The organism is bacterium 336/3, assembly GCA_001281695.1.
In the GTDB taxonomy this organism is placed as follows: domain Bacteria; phylum Bacteroidota; class Bacteroidia; order Cytophagales; family Thermonemataceae; genus Raineya.
Genome location: LJIE01000001.1, coordinates 4,095,880 through 4,112,550, shown reverse-complemented (window position 1 = coordinate 4,112,550; position 16,671 = coordinate 4,095,880). Strand labels below are relative to the sequence as shown.

The following is a 16,671-nucleotide window of genomic DNA, read 5'->3' as shown; positions in this document are numbered from 1 at the left end:
GAAGATACTTGGAGGTTCTTTTTTGCCTATCCTAGAAGATTATTATATCCTTAATCTTAAGAATTAAAGAAAATAAAAAAACCTCCTAAAAATTATTAGAAGGTTCTAGTTCTAGTATCTTGTAAAAAACAAATTATTTAAGAATGTCTTTTACTTGATCTACAGGGATCATTTCTTCTTTGAAAACGTAAGAACCTGTTTTGTCAGATTTTACAGCTCTAATAACCTTAGCAAATGCTTTTGCATTAGGGTCTTCTTTCTTCAAGGTTGCAACAACTTTCTTTGCCATTGGAGTGAAATTTTAAAATTACTTGATTTCTTTATGAACGGTATATTTTCTCAGAATAGGGTTGTATTTTTTCAACTCTAAACGAGCCGTTGTGTTTTTCTTATTCTTGGTAGTAATATAACGAGACATTCCGGGCATACCAGAAGTTTTGTGCTCTGTACATTCCAAGATAACCTGCACTCTGGTTTCTTTCTTCTTTGCCATCTTTTTATATGTTTATTTAATAAATCTGATTTTCGTAAAGAGTTGCAAATATACAAAAAAACATATTATCACAAACATTTTCAGACAATTATTTTTTTTAATCTCAATCTAAATCATAAATTTGTAGTTCATATTAGATATTGTGTATGAATTTTTTATATCTCTCCTTTATTTTATTTGTATATGCTATATCTATCCAAAATAGTTGGGGACAAACTAAAAAAATAGATAGCTTACAACAAGCACTTACACAAAATATATCTGACTCTATAAAAGTTGATATACAAAATCAGCTATCTTTTGCCCTCAGAAATAATGATATCAAACAAGCTTTACAATATGCAAAAGATGCTAATATTTTAGCCCAAAAGATTAATTATAAAAATGGAATGGCTGAAAGCTATGGGTATATGGGACTATTATATTATAGAGAAGGAGAACATGCATCATCTGTGGAGTCTCATTTAAAATCATTACGATTATATGAAAAATTAGGGAACAAACGATTCATTGCTTTTAGATACAACGACTTAGGCAATGTTTATGTAGAACAAGAATTTTATGATAAGGCAAGAGCTTACTTTAATTTATCATTAGCAATCAAAGAAGATATTAAAGATGAAGATGGGATAGTAACAACTATGAAAAATATAGCTAATCTATATATTCATCAACGAAATTATTCTAAGGCTTTAGAAATATCTTTAAGAACACTCATCAAAGCTGAAAAATTAAAAAGTGAAAGAAATATCTCAGATTTATTAGGATTTATAGCTGAAAGTTATCTACATCAAGATAGTTTAGACAAAGCTATGTTATATTATGATAAAGTATATGCCTTACGAATTAAGCAAAATGATCAATATACATTGCCAAGAGTCTTAAACGGAATAGCTAGAGTTCATCATAAAAGAAAAGAATATGACAAAGCTTTAAAAACTTATGAAGAAGCGATTAGTATTGCTCAGAAAAATAATATTAAGGTTGCCATCAGAAGAGCTTACGAATATATGTCTGAGTTGTATGAACAAAAAAATGATTATGTAAATGCTTTTAAATATGAAAAACTTGCTAATACTTATCGAGATTCTTTATATAGTCAAAAATCAAATGATAAAATAGCAGTTTCACAAGCAATATTTGATGATGAAAAAGAGCAAGTCCAACGTATTAAAGAACAAGAGTTAAATAATGCACAAATTCGTAGAAGAGAAGATATTATTTTGGCATCTTCAATAGTTGCTATATTATTAACTGTGCTGACCTTACTTTTGTGGAAAAATAATCAGGAGAAAGCAAAGAGTAATGTGTTATTGATGGAGCAAAAGCAAGAAATAGAGAATCAGAATAGAAATACGAAGGCTAGTATATTATATGCTCAACGTATTCAGCAAGCGATTCTACCACAAGAAAAAGATTATTTAGATTATTTTAAAGAGAGTTTCCTAGTATATAAACCGAAAGATATAGTAAGTGGGGATTTTCACTGGGTATATGCCATCAATAATCCAAAATCTATTTATTATGGACAGGTAATAGTTGCAGTGGTAGATTGTACTGGACATGGAGTTCCTGGTGGTTTTATGAGCATGATAGGCAATGACTTGTTAGATAAAATTGTTATAGAGAGAGAGATTTATGAGCCAGCATCTATTTTGGAAGTATTAAATATTTCTTTGAATGATGTCCTTAATAAAGAGAAGACAGCAAATATGGATGGAATGGAGATAGGGATTTGTAGAGTATCGCTCCAAGAGAGGAAAATTTGTTATGCAGGTTCAATGATTTCTTTATTTGTTTGGGATGATGAACTAAAAGAATATAAGGCTGATAAATACTATTTAGGAGGAAAACATAGAGATTGGATAGAAGTGCCAGAATTTAAAACTCAGGAAATTCAACTAAAATCTTCAAAGGCAGTTATTTATATGGCTACAGATGGTTTTCAAGACCAATTAGGGGGAGAAAAATACAGGAAATACAGCTCAAAAAGGTTCAAAGCATTATTGGAAGAAATACATAAGGAGGAACTGGTAGAACAGAAAAAACTATTTGAACAACATTTTGAAGCATGGCAAATGAAATATCCACAAACTGACGATATATTGGTTTTAGGCTTAAAAATTTAATTTTTAAGCCTTTTTTTATTAATTCAAGAATTTTTTAAAAAATATATAATTTTTTTATGGAAACTGAAAAAGAAAAACATCTTACTATAAAAACAATTACAAAAATGAAAAAGATATTGATATTATTAGGAGCTATGTGGGCCTACAACGTAAATGCTCAACAAATTATAGAGAAAAATGTTGGCTCTAAAATTAAGCAAGTAAGAGTATTTCTTACACAAGCAGAAGTAAATAATGAAGCTCAGGTGAGCATAGGAGCAGGTACAAGCACTTTGGTCTTTGAGGAATTGCCAGCAAAACTCCAACAACAAAGCCTTCAGGTAAATGCCAAAGGAGCTATTACAATTATGGCTGTAAAACATCGCATTAATTACTTGAAAAGTCAAGCTAAAACAGAGAAGATTAAAAAGTTAGAGCAAGACTTAGAAGCATTACAAGATGCTTTGAATAGCCTACAAGTACAAAAAAAGATTTATCAAGAAGAAGAAGCTATGATTTTGGCTAACAAACAAGTAGGTGGTGACCAAACAGGCGTTTCAGCTCAAAAATTGAAAGAAATAGCAGATTTTTATAGACAAAGACTGGGGGAAATTAACCAAAAAGTTTTAGAACTTAATAAGCAACTAAAACAAAATCAAGAAAAAGAACAACAAACTCGTAAGCAAATTTATGAAGAAAATGCTCAAGCCAATAAACCGAGTAGTGAGGTGCTTGTAACTGTAAAAGCTGATGCTCCCGTTACAGCAAATTTTGAGATTTCTTATATTGTTCCCGATGCTGGATGGCAACCAATTTATGATATTAGAACCAAAGATACCAAAAACCCTGCTCAATTGATGTATAGAGCTAATGTATATCAGAATACAGGCTTAGATTGGAATAATGTCCAAATATCACTTTCTTCTGGAAACCCCTCTGTAGGGGGTAATAAGCCTGAATTAGCAGTTTGGTATGTAAGCCAGTTTGTAGCAGCAACTTATGGCTACTCTAATATGCGTAGTGCTGAATCACGAAAAGAAAGATCTGTAGCTCAGACAGCTATTACAGGTTCTTCAGTAGATGTAGATGATATAAAGCTTGAAGAAAAACCTTCTGAAACTATTGCAGACTTTACAAAGGTACAAGAAAATACTCTTGCAACAGAATTTGAAATAGCATTGCCTTATACAATCCCTTCTGATGGAAGACCTCAATTGGTGGATGTACAGAAATTTGACATGACAACTATTTATAGTTATGGTTCTGCTCCTAAATTGGATAGAGATGCATTTTTAACAGCTCGTTTGGTAGATTGGGAAAAATATAACTTGGTTTCTGGTAAAGCAAATGTATATTTTGAAGGAGCTTTTGTTGGTGAAACTTATCTGAATGCAAGAAATACAAAAGATACATTAGTAGTATCGTTGGGTAGAGATAAAAAAGTAATTATAGAGCGTGAGCAAATCAAAGATTTGACAACCAAGAAAAGATTAAGTTCACATATCAAAGAAGAATTTGGGTTTGAAATACGTATTCGTAATACCAAGAAAGAAAAAATTGTGATTCGTTTAGAAGACCAAATTCCTATCTCAAACAATAGTAAGATTGAAGTAGAACTTTTAGAAGCAACAGGAGCAAAAGCTGACCCTATAACAGGAAAGCTAACTTGGAAAATAGAAGTAAATCCTTCAGAAACAAAAACACTTAAATTGCGATATAGTATTCGTTATCCAAAAGATATGCAAGTTACATATTAGTTTAAGCAGAAGAACACCTAAAAAAAGTGCTACTGTTTCGGTAGCACTTTTTTATTTATATTAATCAATTTTGGGGCGATAGAACCAAAGAACGTCACTAATAGAAACGCCTAATTTTGCTTCAATAAATCTCTCTTGTAGATTATTGTTAGAAATACTACCCCTTTGTCCTGCGGTTGCTCCTAGGTGTACATAAGTGAGTTTCCCCTGCCCACCAGAAAAAGCAAGAGATGTTCCTAAACTAATATTTGTTTCACTAATATTTTTTCCACTAATTTTTAAAATGCTGGGAGTATGATTTATACCAAAACGATAAGTACTTCTTTGCCAAAAATTATTAGAACGGTGATCAGGTGTCCATTCCGTACCCAAAGCCATTTGAACACGATTGGTAAGTTCAGGCTCTGAAACATCAAAAGATTTGTAAGAACTCCAATTTTGGGTTGAAATTTCTGCACTAATCAAAAATTTATTAAAATACTCATAAGAAACACCTGCTTTGATACGAGAAGGTAAGAATGTTTTGCCTTTGATGGTAACTAATGTATCAATGAATGTAGGAAGTACACCACCTGAAAAAACATCACGTTTTTCAAAACCTTCAAAACGGCGAGTTTTAGCATTAGAAGCTAAATCATATACAAGTCCAATATTTAAGAATTTTCTATCTTTTTCTATTGCATAACGATATGCAAAGGCTGGTGAAAAAGTAATTTGATTGATGTTATTTCTTCTTGAGTATGCAATTCTACTATTTTGTCCTGCTGAAATGAGCTCACTTACAGACTCTTGAGTAAGATTGCCAAATAAGTATGAAAATTTCAAACCAACACTTAAATCTTTGGTAAGCTTAATACCATTAGAGAAAAATAAATTATTCAGACCTCCTTCACCTTGGTAGGTGTAATAGGCAAAAAAATCTGAGTTTTCTACTTTATTGGAGTTTTCTATTAAATAATCTATATTACTATAAGGCTTTAGACCAATAGCAGCCGTCCATTTTTTATGAACAGGTAAAGCTAAAGCTATAGAGTTGATGTTTCCAGTAGTAAAATTTTGAAAACTTTGATTGGATTTTAATTGTTGAAAACGAAGATTATAGCTTGCATCAAATGTTACACTTGTATTTCGGACAAGTAGAGCTGGATTGATTAAATTCACATAATATCCACCACTCGAACTAACACCTGTACTTCCATTGATTTGTTGAGCAATATTACCGTCATTAGAAAGTGAACCTATGCCAAAGCCTGTAAATGGTGAGTTTTGTGCTTGTACCCAATGAAAGGCAATCCATAATAAAAAAATAAAAGATGAAATTTTCATAGGAAAATATAAATATATTAATGGTTTATAGGTTAATATTATATGCTAAAATCTGATTCAGTCCAAAAAGGACTAATTTTGGAACGGCAAAGGTATTACCTTTTTTGATACTTTCAAAGTAAAGGCTATCTCCACCACATAAAATTGTTTGTAAATCAGGGTGCAGAGTCTGATAATATTGTCTGGTGCTGAAAATTTCTCCTTTCACACCATTGACTGCACCACTTAGGATAGCTTCTTGAGTAGATGCTCCTGTAATTTTTACTTCTTTTTCTGGCTCCCAATCTACCAAAGGCAATTTTTGTGTAAAATGATGCATAGCTTTCAGACGCATGCGAACACCTGGGGCTATCATTCCGCCCATAAATTCATTTTCGGCTGTAACAAAATCATAAGTAATACAAGTACCTAAATCAATAATTAGACAAGGTTGATTTGGGAAGAAACTTTTTGCTCCAATAGCTGCTGCAAGCCTATCCATTCCTAAAGTTTGAGGACTTTTGTATTTATTTTGGATAGGTACAGGCAAGTCGGGAGATAAAATAAAAGGTGTAATAGAAAGTTTTTTTGTAAAAATAGAGATATTCTCTCTTACAGAACTTACAATGATATTTTTAGCCTGACTTTCTTCTATAAATTGAATACACTCATGTTCTTCTATAGTCTCAAAGTGATTTAGCAAAGTTTTCTCTTGAAATATAGCTACTTTATATCTTGTGTTACCAATATCTATAACAGCATTTATCATAAAAATAATTTAGTGAAAAAAATGGAAAAAGTTATTCCTAAACACAAATAAGTTTCAAAACAAACAATAACGTTGTATTAATCATAAAGGTTTGTCCACCTAGATTTAATTTTGTCCATTTTAAATAATATTTCATAACATTATCATGTGTCATTATCTAAATTTAAGCATAAATAAAACTTATTTTCAATAAGATTAAACCTTTGTAAATAAAAATAGTCTAAGGTGATACAGCTTTGTTTTACTACAAAGTTCTTAACAATAAATATATAAAGGTCTCGTTCTAGTAGAAAAAAATAAAAAAACAGAAAATAAGATGAAAAAAATCGCTTTAATTTTTTTGATGCTTTGCCAAAGCATGTTATTTGCTCAAAGCAAATTTGTTGGAGTTATTGAGTATGAAGCAACAATTCGTATCAGTAGAGAAGGTGCTGAAGCAAACCCTAATGCACCAGATGTCTTCAATTTTGTACAAAAACTGCATGTAAATGGAAATAATGGAAAAGTTGAAACTGTTATTAACTTTGGAAATTTTGGTGGACAAAGAAGCAACACAGCCACTACACAACAAAGTAACAGAATGAGAAGATTTATCCCTGAAGTTTTTTGGGATTTTACGAGTAAAAAAACTGCTACTGTCACATCATTGCCCAAAGATTCTGTAAATGTTGATAAGTATATGATAGAAAAAGAATTAAAGGCAAATACAGACATCAAAGAAGATAAAAAAACTAAAAAAATATTAGGTTATAACTGTAAAAAAGCAACGCTTAAAACTGAAGATGATACTTTTACTATTTGGTACACAACAGAATTGGGTTTTACTTTTTCGCCCATGGGACAAACTGCCATGATGCGTATGGGTAGAGGAGGAGCAAATGCCCCTAAAATTCCTGCTATTTTGATAGATGGAGTTGTGATTTTAGCTGTTGAAGGTACAGACATTGGCTTTGAGGCTAAAAAAGTAGATAAAATTGATGTCTCTTTGGATACAGTAAAAATACCTGCTGATGCCCAAAAAGTTACCCAAGAAGAGTTTGAAGAAATTATCAAGCAACGCAGAGCTATGATGGGTGGAAGTAGAAGGAATTAATGAACAAAAGAAATACCATAAATAAACAACCAGTTATGATGAAGAATATTTTTAATATTATTTTAGGGATATTGATAAGTACATCTACTTTTGCTCAGATTAAGGGTTCAGTAAAAGGAAGAGTATTAGATAGCAAAGACAAAATTTTTGTACCGGGAGCTACCATCAGTATTCAAAAATTACCAGACTCTACAGTTATAGGCTTTACGATGAGCGATGATCAAGGTAATTTTGAGTACAAAGGTCTTGGGGAGGGTTCTTACAGAATACTTATCAAAATGATAGGCTCTAATGTATTCAAAAAGAATTTCTCTATTACAAGTCAAAGCCCTGATGTACTTTTAGGAAACTTGGAATTAGAACCTGAAAGTATAGAAGGAATAGTGGTAAAAGGAGAAGTTGCTCCAGTGGAAATTAAACAAGATACAGTTGAATTTAATGCTGCTGCTTTCAAAACTAAACCTAATGCAACTACTGAAGATTTACTGAAAAAACTACCTGGTGTAGAAGTTTCGAAAGATGGTACAGTAAAAGCTCAAGGTGAGCAAGTTAGAAAGATTTTGGTAGATGGAAAACCTTTTTTTGGAGATGACCCCAAAGCTGCAACTAAAAACCTACCTGCCAACATGATTGAAAAGGTGCAATTGATAGATCAAATGTCTGACCAATCACAGTTTACAGGTGTAGATGATGGTAATAGAGAAAAAGTTATCAATATCACTACCAAAAAAGATATGAAAAAGGGCACTTTTGGGAGAGCTATAGTTGGAGCAGGTACAGAAGAACGCTACGAAGGAAATCTTACTCTCAATCGCTTCAATAATGATCAACAAATATCTTTAATAGCTTCTGCAAACAATATTAATAGTCAAAATTTTACCTTAGGAAATTCATTTGGTGGGCAAAACTCAGGTGGGGGAAATACTCGTATAGGTGGAGGTAACTTACAAAGATTAGCAAGCTCTTTTGGAGCATCGAATACCAATAATAACAACGGTATTACAACAGTATGGTCAGCTGGATTGAACTTTAATGATGAATTTGGGAAAAATGCTAAATGGAAAGTAAATGGAAATTATTTTTTCAATAATAGTGAATTAGATGTTGTACAGAATACGAAGAGACAAACAATCCTTTCAGATAGTACTTTTTTTACATTTCAAGATAATAATAATACCACTAAAACAAATAATCACAGATTGAGTATGAGGATTGACTATCAAATAGATAGCTTAAATTCATTGCGTATTGTACCTAATATCTCTATTACACAAACAGACTATAATAATTTGACTATAGGCAGAACAATATCTGATGAGCTTACTGAATTAAATACTTCAAATACCAGTAATCTAAGTGATAATGCTCAACTAACATATAGTAACTTGTTATTGTATAGACATAAGTTTAGAAAAAGAGGACGTGCATTTTCTGCAAACGTAACAATCAGTGGTTCTACCCAAAACAATGAGGAGTTGAATAATATAAGAAATGTGTTACTGATAAATGGTGTGTCTATAGACTCTAATACTCGTCAGCAAACAAAACAAGATAACGGCAATATCACTTTCAGAGGAGGACTCTCTTACACTGAACCACTATCAAGAAAGCACTCTTTAGAGTTTAACTATGAAGGTACAAATAATAGAAATTTAACAGATAGAAGAGTTTTTGATTTTAATGAAGTGACAGAGGATTATACAATCCCAAATACACAACTTACCAATGACTTTGACAATAAGTTTTTTTCAAATCGTTTAGGATTAAACTTCATTACTACCAAACTTAAATATAACTATACTTTTGGTTTTGCTGCTCAGTATGCCACTCAAAACAATTTAGACCTTACAAGAGATAGCAAGTTTAGTAGAGAATTTATCAATTTATTTCCGAATGCACAATTCAGATATAATTTTGGTAAAAACAGACGTTTGCGTATAGATTATAGAGGAAGTACTAATCAGCCATCATCTACTCAATTGCAACCTGTACAAGATAATACAAACCCTCTGAATATTACACAAGGTAATCCAGATTTGAAACAAGAGGTTGTTAATACAATTCGAGCAAACTTTGTTTCATTTAATATCAATAAGTTTAGTAGCTTTTTTGCTTTTGCAAGTGTATCTAATACAGCCAATAAAATAGCTAATACTACAACCGTTACACGATTTGGAGGTCAAGTTAATGGTTATCAAAATACAGATGGTGTTTGGAATGCTTTGGCTTTTGCTGGTGTTGGTTTGCCATTAAAGGGTAATTCTTTAGTTTTAAGCTTGAATACAAATTTGGCTTGGAATAAAAACAAAAGCTTTATCAATAATGCAGAAAATACTTCAAGTACATATATTGTAGGACAAGGGGCAAAATTGGTTTGGAACTATAAAGAAAATTTAGATTTTAACTTATCAGGAAATATCAACTATAATATGGCGGAGTATTCTCTACAACCACAAAACAATGTGAACTATTTTACAAACTCTGTGATAGCTGATATTACTTATACTTTTCGTAATGGTTTGATTTTAGGAACCGAAGTAGATTATTTTGTAAACTCTGGTTTAGCAGATGGATTTAACCAAAATTATACCATTTGGAATGCTAGTATAGCCAAACAGGTTTTCAAAGATAAAAGAGGAGAAATCAAGTTGAGAGTTTATGACGGGTTGAAACAAAATGTGGGTATCTCAAGAACCGTTTCTGAAACCTACATTCAAGACGTTTCAAATGTTGTTTTACAGCGTTATTTTATGTTGTCCTTTACTTATAATATCAATCGTTTGGCAGCCCAAAGGCAAGAACAACAACGTGTGGATAGAATGATGAACGGAAGATAAAACTAAAAAGGGCTTTTAAAAGCCCTTTTTTATTCTATTTTGTGCCAAACGAAAGACTGAGAAAATGCTAAATATCTGCCTGTTACTTTTGCCACAGAAGCATTGAGTAATATAATACTGCCTTTGGCATAAACCTTCATACGAGGCAAGAAAATATCTCCACAACACCATTTGTTGCTACTCTTTTGTTCAAAATTTTTCAAAATAATAAGCTTTTTGCCTTCAAGCTTCTTATCTTCTGTGGGATTACCTGCTTTGATAGCTCTTCCTGTGTATGTTCCTGCTTCTTTATAAATTTGGACAACTGCCCCTGTTGTTTTATCCATCCATTTGCCTTCTATCTGCGAAATGCCAATACTTGGAAGCAAAAATAAAAGAACAACGGCTGCTTTAGAAGTATAATTGCTTTGTGTTTTTTTAGGAAAACGCCTTTCTTGAATTTCATCATACGCTTGTTCATAGTTGGGTATTTCTGTTTTCATAACTTTATCCCAAAACCTGAAATATAAACTATAATTGCCCTTGAATTTGCTATGGTGCATATTATGATAAACAGAAGTGTTGAGTATTCTGAATAAAAAAGAGTTTCTAAACCATTTTGGAGCTATTTCATAACCCAAATGTCCATAAATGTTGATTAAAAAAGAGGAAAATGCAAACGTGAAAATAGTTATTCTATGCATTGGTAACATACAGGTCAAAATGACCAATATAAATGCTTCTGCAAATGCTTCAGTAATATTGAACGAATAAGATGCCCAAGGTGAAGGATTGGTTGATTTGTGATGAATTAAATGGGTAATCTTAAATAGTTTGGGATGGTGAAATATTCTGTGCATCCAATAAAAATAAGTGTCGTGGATGATGAAGGCAATCAATAAACTTGCAAAAATCCACCAATAACTGTATTTTTCAATATCACTGTAAATAAGTGTATAGTTTTTAAAGGGGCTAAATGAAACAATAGCACCCACCAATGCAAAAGCCATACTTGAAATCACAGAGTGTTCAATCTCTGTATGAATTTGGGAAGTTGTAGCATCTTTGGTTTGAATTTTATTAGGAGCGTATTTTTTTGGAAAAAGCTTATAAAAATATACAAACGGAATACTGACAAATACAAAATATCTTGCAACAAGGAAAATAATAGCGATTCCTAAGATTATGAGAAAAGTTTCCATATTTTTTTATTTAAACGTTGAAGAAGCCTTCCTGAAAATGTTCAGGAAGGGATTTTGATAATTATAATTGAATAGTGAAACTGCTTCCATTAGCAAAAGTAAGTGTAGCACTTTGATTGCCTAGAAATGTAATTGTTCCACTGTATGCATAGTTTGTTCCTTTAATTGTTTGACCAGTAAGACTAAAAGATGCATTACCTGACTGAATTCTATAAGGAGAAACCTTATTGATATTAATATTAGCATAAGTAATCTCTAATTTGCTTGTAAATTGGGACATGTTGCGTACTTTAGATGTTTGTGTCCCATTTCTAATGGTGCTACCATTAGCTACATAATTAGAGCCTGTTAAGAGGTTTGTAACGGCTATATTGGTGGTGCTGTTATCATCAGATTTGATACGTAAGGTTTCATATTTACCATTTGTAGTTAAATTGAAATTAATAGTATTAGGAACATTTTGAGTACAGACTACTGCCCAATTCCAATTCAATTGATAATTGTAAGAAAGATTCGTTCCAGTAAAAGATTTGCTAACAACTGAATCTTTTGAGAATCCACAATATGAATTTTTTGCATAAGTTACAGATGTTTTGGCTGTTTGTTCAAAATCGGATGTTTGCCCTGCAACATCAGTATCTAAGGCGTTTGTTACAATATCAACAGCTTCATCTTGAGTGGGCGTAGTATCTGCCTCTTCTTTTTTACAAGATGAAAATATTGTGATAGATGTAAGCAATAAAGCTGTAAGAGTTGAATTTAAGAATGTCTTTTTCATGGTTGTAAATGATTTTGGGTGAATGATTGAATCAAAGTAAATTCAAAAAAATCAGCTTAAGAATATTATTCAACCTATGGATAGAATTTTTCAACGAACTGCAAGGAATTAAAAAAAGATTTTGGTTGAGCAAAAATAACAATTGGTTGAAAAAACATGAATGAAATAAGGTATTCCTTATATCTTTAGAAAAAACAAACTTAAAATATGACGACCCGAAATTTTGTAATTTCATTACATACTTTAGGATGGATATTTTTAATAACCATTCCCATAGCTTTTTTTACGAGTTATTATGGTTGGAAACAAGGCATTTTGATGGCAACAATTCACACTATTTTTAATATTACGGGTTTTTACACCAATACTTGGGTCGCTAAAAAACTGATTCCTCAAAAAAAGTATATACATTATATCATTATGTTCTTTTTGATAGTAGGAATACTTATAGGTATGAGGTATTTATTCAACAAAATATATCCTATCCCAGAAGTACCTATTTTAGCTTCAGGTAATCGAATAGTGGTGGTTTCGGTGTTTACCATTATTACATTGATGGGTTTGAGCTTATTTTTAGAACTGTTGAGGCAAAAAATTACAGCCGAAAGGCAATACATCAAAATTATTCAAGAGCAAAATCAGGCAGAAATACAGTTTTTAAAGGCTCAAATCAACCCTCACTTTTTATTTAATACGCTTAATAATATTTATTCGCTTACAGTAGTCAAGTCTGATTTAGCCCCTAAAATGATTTTACTACTTTCAGATTTGTTGAGGTATGTGATTTATGAGAGCTCACAAGAAAAAGTTGCTTTACAGAAAGAAATTCAAAATATAGAAAGATTCATAGAATTATTTCAATTACGTCAAGAAACCCCGCTTCATGTAAAATTAGAGATAAACGGAAAAATTCAAGAACAAACAATTATTCCAATGGTTCTGATTCCAATAGTAGAAAATTGCTTTAAACACAGTGATATAGAAATTAACGAAAATGGTTATATTCGGATAAGTATTGATATTTTAGCTGATAAATTAGTTTTTAAGACTACAAATACATTTATAGAAAATAAACAAAAAGATAAAGTAGGCGGAGTGGGACTTGCAAATATCAAAAAAAGATTGACATTACATTATAAAGAAAATGCTGTTTTTAGAACATCTGTACATAAAAATATATTTGAATCATATCTTCAGTTACCCTTATAAAATATGTCTGTGAAAGTTTTATTGGTTGATGATGAGTATTTAGCTCTCAATTTGATGGAAGAATACATCAAACAATTAGAAGATTTTATAATTGTGGATAAAGTGAAACAACCTCTTAAAGCCATAGAAGTTCTACAAAATCAAGAAATTGATATTTTGTTTTTAGATATACAAATGCCACTTTTAAGTGGAACAAACTTACTGAAAGTAATTAAAAATCCTCCTCTTACTATTTTTACAACAGCGTATACAGAGTTTGCAGTAGAAGCTTTTGAACTCAATGCTGTGGACTATTTAGTCAAACCATTTTCTTTTGAAAGGTTTTTACAAAGCATCCAAAAGGCTAAAAAACTACTTGAAACTCATAAAAAAGAATCTGTTTTAGAAACAGAAAAAAAAGATTATATCAGTGTAAAAGTAGATGGTAAAATACGAAAAATCTATTTTGATGATATTCTTTTTGTAGAAGGGCTTAAGGAGTATGTAAAAATTATATGTGGTTCAGGGGTGTATGTTACACTTGAACGCATGAAAAATATGGAAGAAGCCTTGCCTCAGAATCAGTTTATAAGAGTCCATAAATCTTATATTGTTTCTAAAAAAAGTGCTTTGGTACTCAATGGCAATATGCTCGAAATCGAAAAACATCAGATACCTATATCGAGAGAAAAAAGAGATGATATTATCAAAGTATTATTTGAGTAATGTTTTTATTTAAAATAACTTTGAAATAAAAAGTATATTTAAAAGAATAAAAAAATTATATTGATAACTCTTTTTGTAAAAGTAAAAAATATCATAGTTTTGCGGAGCATTTCAATCCGCTAATTCACCTTTTCATGTTGGTTATTTTACAAAAAGAAATACGCTCTTTTTTTAGCTCACTCATAGCTTATATAGTTGTAGGTGCATTCCTGATAGCTATGGGGATGATGGTTTGGGTTTTAGATATTGGAGGGCTTACCATTTTGAACTATGGTTATGCCGATTTGAATAAATTTTTCTCAGTTTCCCCTTTTATTTTCATGTTTCTGATTCCTGCCATAACTATGAGAAGTTTTGCAGAAGAAAAGAAAACAGGAACGATAGAACTGCTTTTTACAAGACCACTGACTGACTGGAACATTATTTTAGGAAAATACTTTGCAGCTTGTATTTTGCTTGTATTTGCTTTGCTTCCTACTTTTATCTATTTCTACTCTGTTTATGATCTTTCGATGGTAGAAATCAAAGATAAGAATGGTTTAGTAGTGCTTAAAACCACAATGGATGTGGCCGGAATAGCAGGTTCTTATATTGGTTTATTACTTTTGGGAATGACTTTTACAGCTATTGGTATATTTTCATCATCTATTACCAAAGACCAAATTGTAGCTTTTGTATTGGCAGTATTCTTATGCTTTGTTTTGTATTTTGGATTTGAAGGGCTTTCAAGATTAGATGAAACGGCTGATTGGGCTTATTTTGTGAAACAGATTGGTTTAGATTTTCATTATACAGCACTAAGTAAAGGACTAATAGACTCTAGAAATATTATTTATTTTGCAAGTGCAATAACTCTCATGCTTTTTTCTACAAAAATAGTATTGGAGAGTCGGAAGTGGTAAAATATTCAATGTATCCATAAAAAGAATGTTATGAAGTATAATTTTTTATCTCCTGCTATTTTATTGTTAGAAGATGGCACTTTGTTCAATGGATTTGCTGTTGGTAAAAAGGGTATCAGTACAGGCGAAATTTGCTTCAATACAGGAATGACGGGTTATCAAGAAATTTATACAGACCCTTCTTATTTTGGACAAATTGTAGTCAATACAACACCTCATATTGGTAATTATGGTGTAACAGACTCTGAACAAGAATCGAAAGCTCCAACGATTAGTGGAATGATTTGTAATGCTTTCTCTTCTGTATATTCGAGATATCAAGCCACAGATAATTTACAAAATTACTTGGAAAAAAGCAATGTTGTAGCCATTACAGGCATAGACACAAGGGCTTTGGTGAAACATATTCGCCACAAAGGTGCTATGAATGGTGTCATTTCTTCTGAAAATTTAGATATTGAATTCTTAAAAAAGAAACTTCAAGAAACGCCCCCTATGAGTGGTTTGGAGCTTTCTTCTAAAGTAAGCACTACCCAAACATATTATTATGGCAATCCTGAGGCTAAATATAAAGTAGCTGTCTTAGATTTAGGAGTAAAAGAGAATATTTTGCGTTGTTTTTCTGAAAGAAATGTGTATATGCAAGTATTTCCTGCCAAAACTCCTTTGGCAGAAATGCAAAAATTTTCGCCTGATGGATATTTTATCTCAAATGGACCTGGCGACCCTGCAGCCATGCCTTATGCTGTTGAGACAGTCAAACAAATTTTAGACACAGATAAACCTCTTTTTGGGATATGCTTAGGCCATCAAATTTTGGCTTTGGCGAGTGGAATAGGAACACATAAAATGCACAATGGACATAGAGGATTGAATCATCCAGTAAAAAATCTCATTACAGGGAAAAGTGAAATTACTTCACAAAATCATGGATTTGGTGTAAATAAAGAAGATATAGAGAAGTCAACAATTATAGAGATTACACACGTAAATTTGAATGATGAGAGTATTGAAGGTATCAGAAGAAAAGATAAAAAAGCTTTTTCTGTACAGTATCATCCAGAGGCTTCGCCAGGGACACACGATTCCCGATATTTATTTGATGACTTTGTGCAAATGTTATCTGTTTAGATTTTATAAAACATAGTGAATCATATTGAAACGCAATCCTGTTTGTGATTGCATATCTTCAGCTTCTTCATAGGTACTATCTTCTTCGTCTTGGTAGTACCAGTTGATTTCAACATTGCCACCTGATTCTTTATATTTTTTTAAGAGTATGAGCATTTCTAGGATAGCTCTTGCAGAAGAAGTATTGAAGTAACTTAGTTTAAAGTTGAAAACAATAGGTTTTTTTACTTTAAAAATAAACTCTTCTATCCATGCAACCAATTTATTAAAAAACTCGAAAGTTTCTTCTTGATAAGATTCTCCTGCGATTTCACAGATGCCTGTTTTAGCAGAAAAGTTTACATCTGGTGTAAAATAGGTTTTTTTCTCACCTTTTATAACTAAATCGTTCATAAGATGTGGT

General features: G+C 31.6%; 12 protein-coding genes and 2 pseudogenes. 8 read left to right on the top strand and 6 right to left on the bottom strand.

Annotation, left to right across the window (positions count from 1 at the left end; genetic code table 11):
* Positions 1-307 precede the first annotated feature (307 nt).
* Complete coding sequence (locus tag AD998_19245; protein KOY87981.1) at positions 308-493, bottom strand: 50S ribosomal protein L33; 186 nt, start codon at positions 491-493, stop codon at positions 308-310.
* A gap of 146 nt (positions 494-639) precedes the next feature.
* Between AD998_19245 and AD998_19240 the strand changes: the two genes are divergently transcribed.
* Together AD998_19240 and AD998_19235 are read left to right on the top strand one after the other, a co-directional pair.
* Positions 640-2,622, top strand: coding sequence for a hypothetical protein (locus AD998_19240; GenBank protein ID KOY87980.1), 1,983 nt, complete (start codon positions 640-642; stop codon positions 2,620-2,622).
* Positions 2,623-2,756: 134 nt separating this feature from the next.
* Positions 2,757-4,358 carry a hypothetical protein gene (locus AD998_19235; GenBank protein ID KOY88290.1) on the top strand — a complete coding sequence of 534 codons (1,602 nt, stop codon included), beginning with the start codon at positions 2,757-2,759 and terminating at the stop codon, positions 4,356-4,358.
* A 60-nt stretch (positions 4,359-4,418) separates the two neighbouring features.
* Here AD998_19235 and AD998_19230 read toward each other — a convergent pair whose 3' ends face one another.
* Positions 4,419-5,684: a hypothetical protein gene (locus AD998_19230; protein ID KOY87979.1), complete on the bottom strand. Its 1,266-nt coding sequence runs from the start codon at positions 5,682-5,684 to the stop codon at positions 4,419-4,421.
* A 25-nt stretch (positions 5,685-5,709) separates the two neighbouring features.
* Positions 5,710-6,429, bottom strand: coding sequence for a hypothetical protein (locus AD998_19225; protein ID KOY88289.1), 720 nt, complete (start codon positions 6,427-6,429; stop codon positions 5,710-5,712).
* Between the two features lie 571 nt (positions 6,430-7,000).
* On the opposite strand from AD998_19225, the pseudogene AD998_19220 reads away from it, so the two are divergent.
* Positions 7,001-7,270: pseudogene (locus tag AD998_19220) on the top strand (hypothetical protein).
* Between the two features lie 254 nt (positions 7,271-7,524).
* Complete coding sequence (locus tag AD998_19215; protein KOY87978.1) at positions 7,525-10,362, top strand: hypothetical protein; 2,838 nt, start codon at positions 7,525-7,527, stop codon at positions 10,360-10,362.
* A gap of 407 nt (positions 10,363-10,769) precedes the next feature.
* On the opposite strand, the pseudogene AD998_19210 reads toward AD998_19215, so the two are convergent.
* Both AD998_19210 and AD998_19205 read right to left on the bottom strand, forming a co-directional pair.
* Positions 10,770-11,543 (bottom strand): annotated as a pseudogene (locus tag AD998_19210) (hypothetical protein).
* A 61-nt stretch (positions 11,544-11,604) separates the two neighbouring features.
* Positions 11,605-12,321 carry a hypothetical protein gene (locus AD998_19205; GenBank protein KOY87977.1) on the bottom strand — a complete coding sequence of 239 codons (717 nt, stop codon included), beginning with the start codon at positions 12,319-12,321 and terminating at the stop codon, positions 11,605-11,607.
* 207 nt (positions 12,322-12,528) lie between these two features.
* On the opposite strand from AD998_19205, the gene AD998_19200 reads away from it, so the two are divergent.
* From AD998_19200 to AD998_19185, 4 genes are all read left to right on the top strand, one after another.
* Positions 12,529-13,530 carry a hypothetical protein gene (locus tag AD998_19200; GenBank protein ID KOY87976.1) on the top strand — a complete coding sequence of 334 codons (1,002 nt, stop codon included), beginning with the start codon at positions 12,529-12,531 and terminating at the stop codon, positions 13,528-13,530.
* 9 nt (positions 13,531-13,539) lie between these two features.
* Positions 13,540-14,235 carry a chemotaxis protein CheY gene (locus tag AD998_19195; GenBank protein ID KOY88288.1) on the top strand — a complete coding sequence of 232 codons (696 nt, stop codon included), beginning with the start codon at positions 13,540-13,542 and terminating at the stop codon, positions 14,233-14,235.
* Positions 14,236-14,369: 134 nt separating this feature from the next.
* Positions 14,370-15,137, top strand: coding sequence for a gliding motility-associated ABC transporter permease subunit GldF (locus AD998_19190; protein KOY87975.1), 768 nt, complete (start codon positions 14,370-14,372; stop codon positions 15,135-15,137).
* Between the two features lie 30 nt (positions 15,138-15,167).
* Complete coding sequence (locus AD998_19185) at positions 15,168-16,268, top strand: carbamoyl phosphate synthase small subunit (protein KOY87974.1); 1,101 nt, start codon at positions 15,168-15,170, stop codon at positions 16,266-16,268.
* A 3-nt stretch (positions 16,269-16,271) separates the two neighbouring features.
* Here the strand turns inward: AD998_19185 and AD998_19180 are convergent, their stop codons facing one another.
* A complete protein-coding gene (locus AD998_19180) occupies positions 16,272-16,661 on the bottom strand; it encodes a hypothetical protein (protein KOY87973.1) in 390 nt (129 codons plus the stop codon).
* Between the last annotated feature and the right edge of the window lie 10 nt (positions 16,662-16,671).